The following is a 16,508-nucleotide window of genomic DNA, read 5'->3' on the forward strand; positions in this document are numbered from 1 at the left end:
ATCGATGAGGGCTGTGGCGCGCTTCGCAACTTGTGCGCTAGGTCGGTAACTCCTCACCGCTCGCAAAGCTTCCGTTGAGACCGCGCCCAAGTCAACCCTTGCCGTCGCGATTTGACACAGGGACAAAGCCTCACTCCGGCCTTTCATTTCCGGCGAACGCCCCCTATATTCGATTTGTCGGCTTGACCGACTATGGCGATAAATGGGCGATGAAATAAGCCGTTCGGACCCGGGGGCGGTACCCGGCGCCTCCACCAAAAGCCGCTGTTGACGACAGAGCGGTTTTTGCTGGGGGCGAAATAGGATCGACGAAGGTGTAAAGATCGTACTTTTGCCCGGCATTGTACCACCGTCATCGGGCTAAACTTATAGTTGCCAACGACAACTATGCGGAAGCACGTCTCGCTGCTTAATGCAGTGCGATAGCTTCAAATCAAGCCCTAGGGGTTCGCACTTCTAGGCGGGGTTCGGAGGTACCTGGCAACAGAAACCTCCACTTCTTCCCCTGACTCAATCCACGTCACGCGCAACGGCCACCTTTTGCCGTCCGGACTTCGTACGGCCCATTTGCCGCGAAGCCGCATCGCGTGCCTCTTTCTCCATGGACAGGAATGCAAAACGATTCCGATCGATTCTTCGTGCTGACCGGTGGCCCGGGCTCCGGCAAGACCACTTTGATCGAAGCCCTGCGCGGGGCGGGCTTTGCGACTTCAGTCGAAGCCGGGCGCGGCATCATCCGCGACCAGTCCTCGATAGGCGGAACCGCCCTGCCCTGGAGCGACCGCGCGCTGTTCGCCGAACTCATGCTGTCGTGGGAAATGCGCTCATATCGGAACGCGGTCGAACAGAAGGGACCGGTCTTCTTCGATCGCGGCTTGCCGGACACGCTCGGCTATCTCAGGCTGAGCGGCCTGCCCGTGGCAGAACACATCAGCACCGCCATCAAGCGCTTCCGCTACAATCCGCGCGTGTTCATCGCCCCGCCCTGGCCTGGCATTTTCATGCAGGATCAAGAGCGCAAGCAGACATCAGACGAGGCCGAGCGCACTTACCATGCGCTGGCCGGCGTCTATGTGGAGCTGGGTTACGAGCTGGTTCCGCTGCCCCTGGCGCCAGTCGAGACACGGTTGCGTTTCGTATTGGCCGAGGCAGGGCTGAAATGAAAAGGCCGGGGGAACCCGGCCTTTTCGTGCGCTTGCGAGCAATGCCTATTCCGCCGGCGCTTCGACCGCCTCGCGCGAGCGGCCGAGCGTGACCTTTGCCAGCGTGAAGGAAATCACCGCGCAGAGCGTGATGCCGGCGACCATCGGCAGCGGCGTGCCGTCGAAGAACACGCCGGCGACGCCCATGGCGAGCGCGCCGATGGCGAAGTGCAGCGTGCCCATCAGTGCCGAGGCCGTTCCGGCGATCTCGCCATGTTCTTCCATGGCCAGCACCGAGGTGGTCGGGATGACCAGGCCGAGGAAGCCGTAGCCGACGAACAGCAGGGCCGCCATCACGTCGAGCCGGTCGACGCCCGTCGCCATGATCGCCAGCAGCACCACCATCGTCGAGGCGTAGCCGGTGACCGCGACGCGCACCACGCGCCGCAGCCCGAAACGCTCGGCCAGCAGGCCCGTCAGCTGCGACATGCCGATGAAGGCCACCGCGTTGATCGAGAAGAACACGCTGTAGACCGAAGGCGACAGCCCGTAATGGTCGATCAGGATGAAGGACGAGCTCGACAGGTAGACGAAGAAGCTCGCAATGCCGAAGCCGGCGATCGCCACCAGGCCGAGGAAGTTGCGGTCGCCCATCAGGAAGCGATAGCCGGCAAGCGCGGTGCCGAAGGAAGAACCGACGCGCTCCGCCGCCGGCCGCGTTTCCTTAAGCGAGGTCGCGAGCAGGATGGTGGCAAGGGCTGCCGCAGCGGTCACCGTCCAGAACACGGCGCGCCAGCCGAAATTCTCGATGATCTGGCTGCCGGTCAGCGGCGCCAGGATCGGCGACACCGAAAACACCAGCATCAGCAACGACATCAGCTTGGCCGCCTCATTGCCGGTGTGCAGGTCGCGCACGATGGCGCGCGGCACGGCCATGCCGGCGCTGGCGCCAAGGCCCTGCAGGAAGCGGAAGGCGATCAGCCACTCGATGGTCGGCGCCATTGCCGAACCGATGCCGCCGACCATGAACAGCGCAAGACCGCCATAGAGCGGCAGCTTGCGGCCGACCATGTCGGAGATCGGCCCGACGACGATCTGGCCGAACCCCATCGACAGGAAGAAGATCAGCAGGCTCATCTGCACGGCGGCGGTGCCGGCGTGCAGATCCGCGCCGATCGACGGCAAAGCGGGAAGATACATGTCGATCGCGAAGGGGCCGATGGCGGACAACAGGCCGAGCACGACCGCGATGCGGAGGAATTTGGGACTCATGATATTGGCTTCTTTCGAAATCTGGTTGCCACCGCCAGGCGACGTCTGACCTAGGACGTTCCATCCCGTGAGGTTCCGACACTCCAGCAGCGAATCTTGTCGTCTCCCGGCGCGAAATCTCTTTATCGCATGTCCACAAATTTAGACAGCCTTGTCTAAATCGTCAATCACCTCTATATAGATTTTCATGAGAGCCAGCGTTTCTCCTGACACTTTCCCGCCACGCGGCCATGAGGCCAAGCGCCTGTCGATCGTCGACGCCGCCGCCGGCGTGTTCTGCCGCGAAGGCTTCGCCGGCGCCAATATCGACCTGATCGCGGCGGAGGCCGGCGTCTCGCGGCAGACCGTCTACAATCACCATGGCGACAAGGAAAAGCTCTTCATGGCCGTGGTGCGCGACCTCACGGATCGCTGCAATGTCGGCATCTTCGCCACCATTGCCACCTTCCCTGACCAGCCCGGCGATCTCGAAGCGGATTTGATCGGCTTTGCCGTGCGCCTGAATCAGAACTGCATCTGCAACCGCGACGGAAAATTCCTGCGCAAGCTGATCCAGACCGAAGGCGAACGCTACCCCGAACTGTTTGCCGAATGGCGCGAACAGGGTCCGGGCACGACGTGGCCGGCAATCGCCGCCCGCTTCGCCCGCCTCGCCTATGGCGGTTACCTCACCATCGATGACCCCGACGTCGCGGCGCGCCAGTTCTTCGGCCTGGTCAATGCCGAACTGCAGACCACCTTCATGCTCGGCGGCACGCCGCGTGAGGACGAAGTGGTGCAATCGGCGACGAATGGCGTGCGCACCTTCCTGCGCGCTTTTGGCAGACGCCCTTCCCCGGGCAACGTCAAAAAGCACACTGCGCTGGCTAATGCATAACATTTGCGGTTGCCGCAAAGCCGCCTTGCCGATCAAATCGTTGGCAATAGTCCTCGCTTCGACGCGACGGTGGGCTATATCAGGTTTACGCCGCGCTCAAGCTTGATTACAGCTATGCGGACGATTCAACGGAACCCGACCACCACATGGCCGACGACCACATCCGCTACGACATTCTGGCCCAGGAGGCGTTGCGCGGCGTCATGCGCAAGGTCCTGGCCGAGGTCGCACGCACCGGCCTCCCCGGCAACCATCATTTCTTCATCACCTTCCTGACCGGCGCGCCCGGCGTGCGCGTGTCGTCGCGCCTGCGCGAGCGCTATCCCGAGCAGATGACCATCGTCATCCAGTTCCAGTACTGGGACCTCAAGGTGACCGACACCGGCTTCGAGGTTGGCCTGTCCTTCTCCGACGTGCCGGAGAAACTTGAAATCCCGTTCTCGGCCGTGCGTGGCTTCTATGATCCCTCGGTGAATTTCGAGCTCGAGTTCGACGTCAAGACCGATGCGCAGCCTGAAGAGGAACCGGCCCAGCCGGCGTCCGAGCCGCTGACCATCGTTTCCGAGAAGAAGCCGAAGGCCGAGAAGAAGGCTGCAGCCGAGCCGGAGAAGAAGCCCGCCGCAACCGAGGCCGGCGCCAAGGGCGCCGAAGTGGTTTCGCTCGACGCCTTCCGCAAGAAATAGCTTCGCGGTCCGCGCCATGGCCGACATCGTCAATCTCCGCCAGGCTCGCAAGCAGAAGGCGCGGGACGAGAAAGCGCGCGTCGCCGAACAGAACCGGGCCCTGCATGGCCGTTCCAAGGCGGACAAGCAACGCGACCGGCTGAATGCCGACAAGGCCGAAAAATTTGTCGCCGGCCATCGCCTCGACCCGTCCGGCAAGCACAAGCAGTGAGTCTCCGGCAGTGAGTCTCCGGCCGTGAGCGTCGTCGAAAAGCGTTCGGTGACCATTCGCGGCCATCGCACCAGCTATTCCCTCGAAAAGCCCTTCTATGACGACCTCGTCGCCATCGCGGCGGCGAGAAAGCTGACGCTGGCCGCACTCGTCGCCGAAGTCGATGAGACGCGGCCCCGCGACACCAACCTGTCCTCGGCGCTGCGGCTTCATGTCCTGGAATGGGCGAAGCGCGGAGCTGGCTTGGGCTAGACGCCTTCGACCGCGTCCGCCTTTCTCCCGCGCCTGGTGCCGAAGCCAAGCAAGGTCGAACGGTCGCGTTCCTCGGCCTGTTTCCTCGACCGCACGCGCATCAGGTCCTTCCAGCCGACATAGCCGATCAGTTGCAGGCTTTCGCGGGTCACGACCGGTAGATGCGAGACATTGGCCATCAACAGCTTGTCGGAGAGGCCTTCCAGATATTCGTCGGGATAGGCAAGCGTCACCTTGCTTCCAGCAAGCAGGTCGCCGAGCGTCGTCGTCCTGTGCTTGCCGGCACGGCGCCAGCGCAGGATCGCCGGCGGATCGATGAGGCCGAGCACCCGCCTGTTCTCGTCGATGACCGGGAAGCTCGGATGCCGGGTTTGCGGCGCGGTCAGGAACGCCGCCGCGCCATGCAGCGTCATCGTCGCCGGCACGCTCTCGACCTGCGCCGTCATCACCTCGCGCACCCTGGTCAGCGCGAACGGGTCGACGCGGTATTCGCGCACGAGGTGGTGCCCGCGCCTGGCGATCTTCTCGGTCAGGATCGACCGTTTCATCAGGAGCACGGTGACGGCGTGCGCCGCGGCACAAGCCGCGATCAGCGGCACCAGCACATGCGTGTTGCCAGTCAGTTCCACGGCAAAGAACGTCGCCGTCAGCGGCGCCCGCATCGTGCCGCCCATGGTCGCCGACATCGCCAGCAGGGCCCAGAAGCCCGGATCCGCCGCGGGCAGGATGCCGGCGAGCACCGCCCCCATTGCGCCACCCATGATCAGCAGTGGCGCCAGCACGCCCCCTGATGTTCCCGAACCGAGCGCCACCGACCAGATGATGGCCTTGACCACCAGCAGCAGCAGCGCGGCGGCCGCGAGCGTGCGGCCATCCAGCATGTCGGCGATGTTGTCGTAGCCGACGCCGAGCGCCCGCGGCTCGATCAGCCCGCCAATGCCGACCACCAGGCCGCCGATCATCGGCCACCACATCCAGTGGATGGGCAGTTTCTGGAAGGCGTCCTCGCAGGCATAGACCATCTGGGTGAGCAGCCCCGACAGCAGGCCGGCGCAGATGCCGACCAGAACCCAGCCGCCAAGCCCGGTGAACGAGACCGCCATGCCGCCCTGAAACGGAAAGATCGGCCCAGGCAAATGCAGCACGGTGCGCTCGACCTCGGCAATGATCGCGGCAACCGCCACGGGAATGAAGGAGCGCGGCGTCCATTCGAACAGCAGCAGTTCCACCGCCAGCATGATGGCCGCGATCGGCGTGCCGAACACGGTGGTCATGCCCGCTGCCGCGCCCGCCACCAGTAGCGTCTTGCGTTCATTGTCGGTGACCGGCAGCATCTGCGCGATCAGCGAGCCGATCGCGCCGCCGGTCATGATGATTGGGCCTTCGGCGCCGAACGGCCCGCCTGAGCCGATCGAGATCGCCGACGACAACGGCTTCAGGATCGCAACCTTGGCATCGAGTTTCGAGCGCCCGAGCAGGATCGCCTCGATCGCTTCGGGAATGCCATGGCCACGGATCTTCTCGCTGCCGTAGCGCGCCATCAGCCCGATGATCAGGGCGCCGATGACCGGCACCACCACCGCTGCAAGCCCAAGCGGCGTATCCTGCAATTTCAGATCGGCGAACGTGAACTGGCCAAAATAGGCAATGTTGGTGGCAAGCCGGATCAGTTTCAAAAGCACGATGCCGGCGAACAGCCCAGCCGTGGCGACCACCACGGCGATGGTAGCGATGGTCAGCACCCGCGCATCGGTGGTGAAATCCCTGAGATGGTTGTTTTCGGAGAGCTTCATGGCGGGCTTTCTGGCGACGGCCGGATCTCGAATACGCGGCACGGCGAAGACGCCGGCCGGCTGTGTCGGCTCGCTATGTATCGTAACACGATATAAATTCAAGCTGGTTCTCCATCAAAACCGTTTGAGCCTTTGGCCGGAATGGAACAAATGTCGGGAATGACGCAGCCCAGGAAATCTCGCCCCACCATCGAATTGGCCGACTACCAGCGGCTGTCGGAGTTTCGCTATCTGATCCGCCGCTTCCTCGAATTCAGCCAGCTGCAGGCCGAAGACGCCGGGCTGACGCCGCGCCAGCATCAGGCCTTGCTGGCGATCAAGGGTTATCCGGGCGGCGGACCGATGACGGTCGGCGATCTGGCGGAGCGCCTGCGCATCCGCCATCACAGCGCCGTCGAGCTGGTCAACCGCCTGAGTGAAGCCGGCATGGTCGTGCGCGATCAGGACAAGGACGACCATCGCCGCGTGCTGCTGCGGCTGACCGAACGCGCCGACGATCGCCTGGCCGAACTGTCGGCGGCGCATCTCGACGAGCTTTCGCGCATCGAGCCCATGCTGAGGCGTCTGCTCGATCAGGGCCGCGAGTGACGCTTCGGCATCCTGCGCTGAATGGCGCTTTTTATTTTTCGGGTGCCCGCATCTTTTGGCTTCCCGGCATCGTCTAGGCGATGAGAGGGCCAAAGGGCGCGCAAGGCAATCGAGAGGAAGACCAGCGATGAAACGCCATCTGATACGCTACAAGATGAAGCCCGAACGAGCCGATGAGAACGAGCGGCTGATCCAGGCCGTTTTCCAGGAATTACGCGACAAATCGCCGGACGGCGTCCGCTACCTCACGTTGCGCGCCGCCGATGGGACATTCATCCATCTGGTCGAAACGCAAACCGATGCGCATTCTGATAGCATCACCGGCCTGGCCACATTCAAGGCTTTTCAAAGCGGCTTCGGGGATCGCTGCAGCGAATCTCCGCAACGCGACGAGATGGCCGTGATAGGCAGCTACCGGATGCTGGATGCCTGATCGAGGCAGACGAGGCGCAGAACGGAGGCTCATGAACATTCCCATTCCCGGCGGGCAGCGTGGGCTCTTCGAGCGCCTGTTTGGGGAATTGCGCCCCAAGCTGCACCGCTACTGTGCTCGCATGACGGGCTCGGTCTTCGATGGCGAGGATGTGTTGCAGGAGGCGCTGGCCAAGGCGATCGAGGCCTTGCCCGGTGCCGGCCCGATCGCCAATCCGGAAGGCTGGCTGTTTCGCATAGCCCACAATACGGCGCTCGATTTCCTGCGCCGCCGCACCCGCGAACAGGCCTATTCCGACGAGGATTTGGACATGATCGTCGACCCGGCGAATCCCACCATCGATCGCCAGGCCGCTTCTGCGGGGCTGCATACCTTCATGCGCCTTCCCGTCACGCAGCGAAGCAGCGTCATCATGATGGACGTTCTGGGCTACTCCCTGCAGGAGATCAGCGCCACGCTCGATACCAGCATCCCCGCGGTCAAGGCCGCGCTGCATCGCGGCCGCGACCGGCTGCGCCAGATTGCGCACGAGCCCGACGACCGCCCTCTCCCGAGACTGAGCGCTGCCGAACGTCAGTTGCTCAACGCCTATATCGATCGCTTCAATGCCCGTGATTTCGACGCGGTGCGCGATATGCTGGCTGAAGAGGTGCGGCTGGAACTGGTGGCCAGGGCACGGCTCAACGGCAGCAAGGAAGTCGGCACCTATTTCGGCAACTATTCCAAGGTGCAGGATTGGCATCTCGTACCCGGCTTCGTTGAAGACAGGCCGGCAATCCTCGTCCGCAATCCCAACGACCCGACGGCGCGACCCGCCTATTTCATCCTGCTGGCCTGGCAGGATGGCAGGCTTGCCGCCATCCGCGATTTCCGCCACGCCCGCTATGTCGCTGACAGTGCCGAGATGCTCGTTCTCTGACACGATTTCGGGACGGGAAGGCTCGCCCTACTGCCCTACTGCAACGACTTCAACAAATTATCGATCGTAAACGGATTGGACTTCGGCTTGGCTGGCGGCGGGTTGTCGTTGGCTTGCGGCAACGGCGCAGGCTCGACCTTGGGCGCCTGTTCGGCTGCCTTGCGTTCGGCTTCCAGCCTGGCCTTTTCCTGCGTGGCGATGCGCATCGCCTCTTCCGCCTTCTGGCGCTCCTGCTCGGCCTGCGCCTTGGCATCCGCTTCAGCCTGCGCCTGGGCGTCAGCCTCCGCTTTCGCCTTGGCATCGGCCTCGGCTTTCAGCCGCGCCGCCTCTTCCTGCTGGCGCAGTTCCTCGGCGGCCTTGTCGCGCGCGTCCTGCAGTGCCGCATAGTAGCGCACTTCGCGCCGCAGGCGTTGCTTCTCCAGCAACGCCGCCTGCATCGCCTCGACGCGCTGCTGCTCCTTCTCCAGCGCGCGCTGGGTCAGGAACTGCGCCAAAGGCTCGCTGTCGAACTGCCGTTTGACGGCGCCGAACGGCCCCTCGGCGGTGAAATTGACGACCGGCTCGGAGCCGACCAGCGCCTCATCGCCGGGCCGATAGGTAATGGCGCCCTTGGCGGAAACCGTGCTGGTATTGAGATCGGCCGTGACATCGGCGGACAAGGTCGCCTTCGGGTTTTCGAGGCTGATCGGCGGTGCCCTCAGCGTGCCGCCGGCGATCGTGAAGGCGATGTCGGCATTCCCGGCGGGGAAATTGCCATCGGCGGCGATCCCGGGCGCGAAATCAGCGGTCTTGGCCGCATCGATGTCGCGCCCGATCGCGTCCGCCTTGGCCAGCAGAGCGTTGAACGCGTCGGGATTGACGCCCGCCACCTGCAAACCCCTGAGCGTCGCCGTGCCGGAACCCGAGAGGGCGGCGATCATCGCATCGACCGACTTGCCGCTGGTCGACAGCGTCGTCGAGAAATCGCCGACGCCGCCAATGCCGGTATCTGGCAATACGGTTGCCAGATCGGCGCCCGCCAGCTTCATCTGGCCGGTGAAAAGCCCGGTGCCCTCATTGTTCTTCAACTCGAACAGTCCAGTCAGCGCCCCACCAAGAAATTTTGCCTTCAGGTCCGAAACGCGGATGCCTTCCTGGTCGAGCTTCAGCGAAAAAGCGGCGTCATAGGCGGTGGCGAACGGTCCGGCGGCAAGCGCCGCCGTCGTCAGGTCGAGAGCGGCGGTAAACGGCAGGCTGGACTTCTGGCTGAAGGGTGCTGCCGGCCAGGAGCCGCCCTTCTCGCTCGCGCTTTTGTCGGCGCCATTCTTCTCGACAAGGAAAGCGGAATCGCCGAACAGCGCCACGGCCATCGGATCGAGATCGAGCTCGTCGAGTGCCAGCGCGCCCGCCAGATGTGGCACGCCGTCCTTGGCGTCGATGTTGACGTCGCCGGACACCGCCGCCTCGTTGATCGCGCCGCTGACATTGTCCAGCACGAGCAGCCCATTGCCATAGTCGCCCTGCGCCGAAAGCGATGTCGACATGCCTGCCCCCATGCCCGGCAGGCCGATGCCCGACGTCATCAGCCACGGTTCGATGTCGGCCGCATCCAGATTGATCTTGCCCTTGGCGGCAGGCCCTTGCGGCGTGTCGGCAACGGTTCCCTCGAAGCTGGCCTTGAAGTCATTGCCGGCAAGGCTGAAAGTCGTCGCCAGCCCGCCGCCCAATGTGCCTTTGGCCTGGATGTCGGTCGTTGCCTCGCCCAGCATGCCGAGCGGCAGCGCCGGCAGGCCGTAAAGCGCCAGCAGCGCCGTCGCATCCGGGTTTTTGGCGTTGAAGGTCAATGTCACCGGCGCCTCGAGAAGCTTGTCCGGCGCGCCCTTCCCCGACAGCGAAGCCGAAAAGGCCGAGCCGCCGGCGTTGCCCTGTCCGCTCACCGCCAGGCCCGTCGTGCCATCGCCATTGTCGGCGGCACTTGCCACGAGGTCGACGCGTGCGTCCTGGAACAGGTCGGGATAGGCGGCAGCGCGGCTCGCCAGCCCCTTCAGCACCGCATTGTCGGGATAATGCTGCGCGGCGACGTCGATCAGCGGCTTGAGGTCCACCGCGACAACCGATGCGTCGAGCTTGCCGGTCGGGCTCGCCGGGAAATCCTTGATCCGGCCGGTGGCGCTTATCGAGGCGCCGGCCAATCCGCCGACCGACAGCCGGTCGACTTCGAGCAAGCCGTCACGCAGCCTGAGCGCGGTATCCACCGTATCGGCGGTCAGCCCGCCGGCGCTGACGGGCCCGGCCTTGATCTGGAAATCGAGATCGCGGTCGGCAAAGCGGTTGGCGCCCTTGTCGCTGACGAAGATCGAGGCGAAGGCCGCCAGCCCGTCGACGTCGAGCTCACCGCCTTCGAGCCGCATCAGAACCGATGGCCTGGCTTCGTCAGGCTGGCTGGAATCGATGCGGCCGGAGAATTTCGCCTTGCCCAGGATCAGCTCGAGATCGCTGAAGGCCTGGCGTTTTTCCGTCAGGTCGACCTTGGCCTTGAAGCCGGCCGCGGGCAGACGGCGGATCGCCTCGTCCACATCTTTCGACAGCCAGGCGGCAAAACCGGATGGCTGCGCCACGGCCAGCAGCAGCGAGCCGGTGAAGCCGAAATGGCCCTCGACGCTGAGCATGCCGTCGGCTTCCAGCGTGGTGCGTCCGGGCAAGGTCGCGGCCAGCGATTTGACCGACCAGCCGCCCTCGGCCGGCTCGGCGGACAGATGCACGTCACGCACGGTGGTGTCGCCGGCCACCACAGCCGGCAGCTTCACCTCGACGGTGCCGGGGATGGTCGGCTTCGGCAGAGCGATCAGCGCCTGCTCGAGCCCGGCGATGCGCTGGTCGAGCGTCAGGCCGGCGCCGGCTTCTGCGCCCACCGCCTCGTCGAACTGCACCTGCGCGCCATTGGCCTCGATGGCGAAATTAGGCTTCTGGCCGAGATCGACAGAAGCCTTGCCTTCGGCGGTGTAGGGATTGTCCAGTGGCCCGGTTTCGAAACGGAATTCATCGACGGCAAGCTTCTGGTGGTCCAGCGAGAACTTGCCGTTCAGGCGAAAGCCCGGATCGGGCTTGCCGGCGCTGACCTTCACCGTCTCGCCACCAGTGCCGCGCAATTGAGCTGAATTCTTATCGGCGCTGGAGATCTTGAACTGGCCGGAATAAACGGCGGCACCATTGGCGATGCCGGCATTGCCGTCGGTTTCGATGACCAGCGGATAGGCGTCGGGATCGGCCTTCAGCCGCAGCCGCATCTGGCCGTTGCCTTCGGCCTTGCCGGTCGATGCCGCGACAGTGGTGCGCAATCCGTCGAGCCGCAACGTGCCGTCCATGCGCCACGGGCCGGCCAGAGACTTGGCCGAAATGGTCGAATTGATCTCGGAAAAGATATGGCTGCGTCCACCGGCGGCATGGCGCAGTTCGATCTGCCCTTCCGTCACCGTCAGCTTCTCGATCGAGATCTGGTTGAGGTCGAAGGGCGAGGACGGCCGCATCGCCCAGTCGACGGTGCCGTCATTGGCAATATCGATGGTCGCCTTCGGGTGCACCAGCCGCATGTCGAAGATCAGCACCTCGCCGCGCAGGAATGGCGCCAGTTCGGCATCCATCGAAAACGTCTCGACGGTCATGGCCGGCTGGCCATTGGGGCCGCCGGCAACGGCAACGTTGGAGAAGGTCACCGACGGGAACGGCAACAGCCTAGCCGTGGCTTCGCCCTGCACGGTCACCTTGCGGCCAAGGATGGCGCTTGCCTCACGCTCGAACTGGGCGCGGTAGCCGGTCCAGTCGACAAAATACGGGACCACCAGCGCCGCGCACAGCACCAGCACGAACAGGCCACCGAAGATCACGAACAGGCGTGCGAGCATCAGCTCCGAACAGGTTGATTGAAATTCTGCCGCACTCTACCCGCATCCGCGTGTCGATAAAGAGGCAATTCATCCAGTATTGCGTCATCCCAGGCGATCTGAAACAAATCCGCCAAAAGCGGAGACTTTTCAGATGTCAGGCAAGAACTGGGACCGCGTACCGATCGACGCGCAGAGCGTCGATGCGCCGCTTTCGCAATCGGCGATTTTTCTTGTCGTCACCGTCGCCGGCGAACAGCCAGCCCTGGCCAAGGTCTGTTCCGTGCTGGGCGAGCTTGACGATCTGGTCAAGACTGTCGGTTTCCGCGATCTTGGCGGCCGCCTGTCGTGCATTGCCGGCATCGGCCGCGATCTCTGGGATCGGCTCAGCCCCCGCCGGCGGCCGCAGGAACTGAAACCGTTCGCGCCGATCAAGGGCGCGGTCCATTCGGCGCCATCCACACCGGGCGACCTTCTGTTCCATATCCGGGCCGAACGGCCCGACATGTGCTTCGAGTTCGAGCGTATCCTGCTCGACCGGCTTGGCCCTGATGTCACCGTCGTCGATGAAGTGACCGGCTTTCGCTATTTCGATGCCCGCGACCTGCTCGGTTTCATCGACGGCACTGCCAACCCGACCGGCCTCGACCTGCCGGCCTCGGCGCTGATCGGCGACGAGGATGGCGACTTTGCCGGCGGCTCCTATGTGGTCGTCCAGAAATACCTGCACGACATGCAGGCCTGGGCGCGCATTCCGACGCCTGAGCAGGAGGCGATCATCGGCCGCACCAAGATCGACAACATCGAGATCGACGATGACGAAGCCCCGCGCAAATCGCACAAATCGCTGGCCACGATCGAGGATGCCGAAGGCAACGAATACGACATATTGCGCGACAACATGCCGTTCGGCCGGCCCGGGCAGAATGAGTTCGGCACCTACTTCATCGGCTATTCCAGGTATCTCTGGGTCACCGAAAAGATGCTGCAGCGCATGTATGTCGGCGATCCGCCGGGCGCCTACGACCGCCTGCTCGATGTCTCGACACCGCAGACCGGCACGACATTCTTCGCGCCGACCCGCCCGATGCTGCAGGCCCTTGTCGAGGGCGTGCGGCAGCAGCTTCCCGCAGCACGGTAAAGCGGCTGCCGACAGGCCTTGTCGCAGGGATCAGCGTGCGTCGCGCTTGGCTTGCGCCACCTTGCCTGCCTTGCGCTGCCGGCCCAGTTCCGCCGGCCGGACCAGCTTCGGCGCCCGCTCGTTGGCGACGGCCCGCATGCCCTTGTGAGCCGTGCGTGAATTGTGCGCGGGACCGTCCGCCGGCGCACTTTGCTTCATCGCCAGCGCCTTGCGTGCGTTCCCGACCAGTGAAACGCGGGCCGCCAGTTGGCGCCGCCGTTCGGCCTCGCCATTGAGCCGCCGCATCGCCATCGCCAGCACCGCCAGCTTGACCTGCGAGCCGCCATCGGCCTTTGAAGCGGCAGCGCCCTTCGGCGCGCCCTTGCCGCGTATTTCACGGCGGCGGCGATGTGCTTCGGCCTGCGCCTTGTCGCGCCGCCCGCGAAGCAGCTTGACCAGTCCGGAAAGGTCGACGTCGGAAAGCTCCTGCACCACCGGATGATGCGACTTCTCCACCAGTTCCTTCTCATCGGCACTCAGTGCGCGCGCTTCTTCCTTGCGTGAAATGGCCATGACAGTTCTCCTCCGCTGGCAACGCCTGTCTTGTCAGACCTGCCGCGCAAGGAGCCTCGACCCGAATGACGGCGCGGTCAAGACGACGCTTTTGTCCTGACGCGTTCGGGTTGTCTTCACTAGGCCGGGCTTAAATATCACGCATGACGAGCTTGCGAGACCTCCGCCTAGAGAGGTCAGGGGCCCTCTCCGGCGGCCTCCATCAGCGCAGTCAAGACCGCTCCCTTGCGAAGGCTTGTCGAGAAACTCTTGGCGATGAACTCCAGCGTCGAATCTTGGAACGTCAAGATGAAATGCCGATAGTCTGAAAACAGTTCGGCTGTATGGGACGAATGAACCCGATTTGCCTTTTCCAGGGAGGCTATCCACGACGAGTTGCAGACCTCAAATGCCTCGTAGGCCCGCAAGCCCGACTGATAGAGACGATGGCCACTGACGGCCTCGTCATTCGGCGGGCCGAACTGAAATGCCAGGTAAGGCTCTGCCGCCAGGATGGCGACTGACGGGTTGCATGTCAGCGGCGAAACCGAGCGCGGTTTCGTGCCATCGAAAGATGTTTCTGGAGCATTGGCGAGGTAGGCGACGAGCAACCTGCCTTCATCTGCAAACACATGAGGCAGCGGCGCGCCTGCGGACAACAGCGGCACCTCGATCGGCAGCAAGGTCTCGGCAATCGACATCTAGTGGTCGCCGCCCGGCAATATCTTGCCAGGATTCATGATGTTTTGCGGGTCCAGCGCCAGCTTGATGGTGCGCATGATGTCGACGCCGTGACCGAGCTCGCTGCGCATGAAACCGATCTTGCCCTGACCGATGCCGTGCTCGCCGGTGCAGGTGCCGTCCATGGCGATCGCCCGCATGTTGAGCCGCGCGACGAATTTTTCCGACAGCGCGATCTCCTTCGGATCGTCGACGTCCATCAGCACCAGCACGTGGAAATTGCCGTCGCCGGCATGGCCGACGATCGGCGCGATCAGGCCCATCTCGGCGATATCGGCCTCGGTCTCGGTGACGCATTCGGCAAAGCGCGAGATCGGCACGCAGACGTCGGTCGACAGCCCCTTGGCGCCCGGCCGCAGCGTCAGCGAGGCCCAGTAGGCATCGTGCCTGGCCTTCCACAGTTTGGTGCGTTCCTCGGCGACGCTGGTCCACAGGAACGGCCCGCCGCCATTTTCCTCGGCGATCATGCCGAAGGTCTCGGCCTGTTCGGCAACGCCGGCATCGCTGCCATGGAACTCGACGAACAGGCACGGGCTCTCGGGATAGTCGAGCTTCGAATAATTCTTCATCGCGCGCATCTGCAGCGCATTGACCAGTTCGATGCGCGCCACCGGAATGCCCATCTGGATCGTGGCGATGACGGCGTTGCAGGCCGCCTCGACGCTCGGGAACGGGCAGACGCCGCCGGAGATCGCCTGCGGAATGCCTTGCAGCTTCAGTGTCAGCGAGGTGATGATGCCGAGCGTGCCTTCCGAGCCGACAAGCAGCCGCGTCAGATCGTAGCCGGCCGAGCTCTTTTTCGCCCGCTTGCCGGTCGTCACCGTCTCGCCATCGGCCATGACGGCAGTCAGCGACAGCACGTTCTCGCGCATCGTGCCGTAGCGCACCGCATTGGTGCCGGACGCCCGCGTCGCCGCCATGCCACCGAGCGAGGCATTGGCGCCGGGATCGATCGGAAAGAACAGGCCGGTGTCGCGCAGATGCCGGTTGAGGTCCTCGCGCGTCACGCCGGGTTCGACTGTGCAGTCGAGATCCTGCGGATTGACCGCGAGGATGCGGTTCATCCGCGACGTGTCGATCGAAATGCCACCGCCCGGTGCGTTGGTGTGGCCTTCCAGCGAGGAGCCGACGCCAAAGGCGATGACCGGCACACGATGCGCGGCACAGGCGCGCACGATTTCCTGCACCTCGGCGGCCGTCTCCGGGAAAGCGACACCATCGGGCGCCTGCGTCGGAATATACGTAGTGGTGTGCGCGTGTTGCGAGCGGATGGCCTGGCCGGTCTGAAAACGCTCGCCGAACTGCTGCTTGAGGATGCCGAGCACCGCCGCGATGCCTTCCTCGTTGCGTTCGACCGGATTGAGGTCGCTCAGAGCCATGAATTCCTCCGCGAATGGACCAGCGCCCACGCTTGTTATGCAGCTATGGATGCCTAAAGCAAAGTGTGTAGCGGTTTTCCGTCCGGAATCGCGCCAGAACAAAAAAGTCTTCGCAGCCACAATTTGTCCAGCACCAGAACAAGGAAGTTTCGATGTCCATCCCTGCCCCCTTCGTCTCCAGGCCCATGGACATCGAGAAGGACTGGATCGACTACAACGGCCATCTCAACATGGCCTATTACAACGTGCTGTTCGACCGCTGCTCGGACGAGGCCTTCGAGGCGATGGGCATGGGGCTGGACTATGTGAAGGGGCGCCGTCTCACCATCTACACCGCCGAGGTCCATGTCTGCTACGTCCAGGAACTGCATCTCGACCACAAGGTCCAGGTGTCCTTCCAACTCATCGACCATGACGAGAAACGGCTCCGCGCCTACCAGGAAATCCGCCATATCGATGGCTGGCTCGCCGCCACCTCCGAGACACTGTCGCTGCATGTCGACATGTCGGGGCCGAAGGTCGCGCCCTTCCCCGCCGATGTGATGGCCAAGGTCGAAGCCATGCGCGCCGCCCATTCCGTGCTGCCGATGCCGGAGCGTGCCGGCCGCTCGATCGGCATCAAACGCAAATAGGGCGAAGCCGACACCGCTCCGAACAGAGTGACGGGACCTCAAAGCCACACCGGC

General features: G+C 63.9%; 16 protein-coding genes and 1 other RNA gene. 11 read left to right on the plus strand and 6 right to left on the minus strand.

Features of this window, described 5'->3' with window-relative positions:
• Nucleotides 1-137: 137 nt before the first annotated feature.
• Nucleotides 138-498: a transfer-messenger RNA gene (ssrA, locus tag FJV80_RS05815) on the plus strand.
• 113 nt (nucleotides 499-611) lie between these two features.
• On the plus strand, nucleotides 612-1,163 hold the full coding sequence (locus tag FJV80_RS05820; RefSeq protein ID WP_142875819.1) for an AAA family ATPase: 552 nt from the start codon (nucleotides 612-614) through the stop codon (nucleotides 1,161-1,163).
• A gap of 45 nt (nucleotides 1,164-1,208) precedes the next feature.
• Here FJV80_RS05820 and FJV80_RS05825 read toward each other — a convergent pair whose 3' ends face one another.
• The gene (locus FJV80_RS05825; RefSeq protein ID WP_142875822.1) at nucleotides 1,209-2,414 is read right to left on the minus strand and encodes a multidrug effflux MFS transporter; all 1,206 of its coding nucleotides are present in this window, start codon (nucleotides 2,412-2,414) and stop codon (nucleotides 1,209-1,211) included.
• Between the two features lie 187 nt (nucleotides 2,415-2,601).
• Between FJV80_RS05825 and FJV80_RS05830 the strand changes: the two genes are divergently transcribed.
• The 4 genes from FJV80_RS05830 (at nucleotide 2,602) to FJV80_RS05845 (ending at nucleotide 4,437) form a co-directional block, all read left to right on the plus strand.
• Nucleotides 2,602-3,291: a TetR/AcrR family transcriptional regulator gene (locus FJV80_RS05830; protein WP_142875824.1), complete on the plus strand. Its 690-nt coding sequence runs from the start codon at nucleotides 2,602-2,604 to the stop codon at nucleotides 3,289-3,291.
• A gap of 146 nt (nucleotides 3,292-3,437) precedes the next feature.
• A complete protein-coding gene (locus FJV80_RS05835) occupies nucleotides 3,438-3,974 on the plus strand; it encodes an SspB family protein (RefSeq protein WP_010910193.1) in 537 nt (178 codons plus the stop codon).
• Between the two features lie 16 nt (nucleotides 3,975-3,990).
• Nucleotides 3,991-4,185, plus strand: coding sequence for a DUF4169 family protein (locus FJV80_RS05840; RefSeq protein ID WP_142875826.1), 195 nt, complete (start codon nucleotides 3,991-3,993; stop codon nucleotides 4,183-4,185).
• A 24-nt stretch (nucleotides 4,186-4,209) separates the two neighbouring features.
• Nucleotides 4,210-4,437, plus strand: a complete 228-nt coding sequence (locus tag FJV80_RS05845; RefSeq protein ID WP_140889442.1) for a ribbon-helix-helix domain-containing protein — start codon at nucleotides 4,210-4,212, stop codon at nucleotides 4,435-4,437.
• On the opposite strand, the gene FJV80_RS05850 is transcribed toward FJV80_RS05845, so the two are convergent.
• Nucleotides 4,434-6,230, minus strand: coding sequence for a chloride channel protein (locus FJV80_RS05850; protein WP_142875828.1), 1,797 nt, complete (start codon nucleotides 6,228-6,230; stop codon nucleotides 4,434-4,436). The genes FJV80_RS05845 and FJV80_RS05850 overlap by 4 nt on opposite strands.
• Nucleotides 6,231-6,380: 150 nt before the next feature.
• Between FJV80_RS05850 and FJV80_RS05855 the strand changes: the two genes are divergently transcribed.
• The 3 genes from FJV80_RS05855 (at nucleotide 6,381) to FJV80_RS05865 (ending at nucleotide 8,170) form a co-directional block, all read left to right on the plus strand.
• Entirely contained in the window at nucleotides 6,381-6,818 is a 438-nt protein-coding gene (locus tag FJV80_RS05855; protein ID WP_095774041.1) for a helix-turn-helix domain-containing protein, read from the plus strand.
• A 127-nt stretch (nucleotides 6,819-6,945) separates the two neighbouring features.
• A complete protein-coding gene (locus FJV80_RS05860) occupies nucleotides 6,946-7,251 on the plus strand; it encodes a hypothetical protein (protein ID WP_142875830.1) in 306 nt (101 codons plus the stop codon).
• Nucleotides 7,252-7,282: 31 nt separating this feature from the next.
• Nucleotides 7,283-8,170: an RNA polymerase sigma factor gene (locus tag FJV80_RS05865; RefSeq protein ID WP_142875832.1), complete on the plus strand. Its 888-nt coding sequence runs from the start codon at nucleotides 7,283-7,285 to the stop codon at nucleotides 8,168-8,170.
• A 35-nt stretch (nucleotides 8,171-8,205) separates the two neighbouring features.
• Here the strand turns inward: FJV80_RS05865 and FJV80_RS05870 are convergent, their stop codons facing one another.
• Nucleotides 8,206-12,051: an AsmA family protein gene (locus FJV80_RS05870; RefSeq protein WP_142875834.1), complete on the minus strand. Its 3,846-nt coding sequence runs from the start codon at nucleotides 12,049-12,051 to the stop codon at nucleotides 8,206-8,208.
• A 133-nt stretch (nucleotides 12,052-12,184) separates the two neighbouring features.
• Here FJV80_RS05870 and FJV80_RS05875 point away from each other — a divergent pair, with 133 nt between their 5' ends.
• Complete coding sequence (locus FJV80_RS05875) at nucleotides 12,185-13,171, plus strand: Dyp-type peroxidase (RefSeq protein ID WP_142875836.1); 987 nt, start codon at nucleotides 12,185-12,187, stop codon at nucleotides 13,169-13,171.
• A gap of 30 nt (nucleotides 13,172-13,201) precedes the next feature.
• Here FJV80_RS05875 and FJV80_RS05880 read toward each other — a convergent pair whose 3' ends face one another.
• From FJV80_RS05880 to FJV80_RS05890, 3 genes are all read right to left on the minus strand, one after another.
• On the minus strand, nucleotides 13,202-13,723 hold the full coding sequence (locus tag FJV80_RS05880; protein ID WP_095787779.1) for a hypothetical protein: 522 nt from the start codon (nucleotides 13,721-13,723) through the stop codon (nucleotides 13,202-13,204).
• A gap of 176 nt (nucleotides 13,724-13,899) precedes the next feature.
• Nucleotides 13,900-14,403, minus strand: a complete 504-nt coding sequence (locus FJV80_RS05885) for a hypothetical protein (protein WP_142875837.1) — start codon at nucleotides 14,401-14,403, stop codon at nucleotides 13,900-13,902.
• Complete coding sequence (locus tag FJV80_RS05890) at nucleotides 14,404-15,822, minus strand: FAD-linked oxidase C-terminal domain-containing protein (RefSeq protein ID WP_142875839.1); 1,419 nt, start codon at nucleotides 15,820-15,822, stop codon at nucleotides 14,404-14,406. It abuts the gene before it with no gap.
• 152 nt (nucleotides 15,823-15,974) lie between these two features.
• On the opposite strand from FJV80_RS05890, the gene FJV80_RS05895 reads away from it, so the two are divergent.
• The gene (locus FJV80_RS05895; RefSeq protein ID WP_142875841.1) at nucleotides 15,975-16,454 is read left to right on the plus strand and encodes a thioesterase family protein; all 480 of its coding nucleotides are present in this window, start codon (nucleotides 15,975-15,977) and stop codon (nucleotides 16,452-16,454) included.
• The last annotated feature ends 54 nt before the right edge of the window (nucleotides 16,455-16,508 follow it).

The organism is Mesorhizobium sp. WSM4310 (assembly GCF_007003935.1).
Taxonomy (GTDB): Bacteria; Pseudomonadota; Alphaproteobacteria; order Rhizobiales; family Rhizobiaceae; genus Mesorhizobium.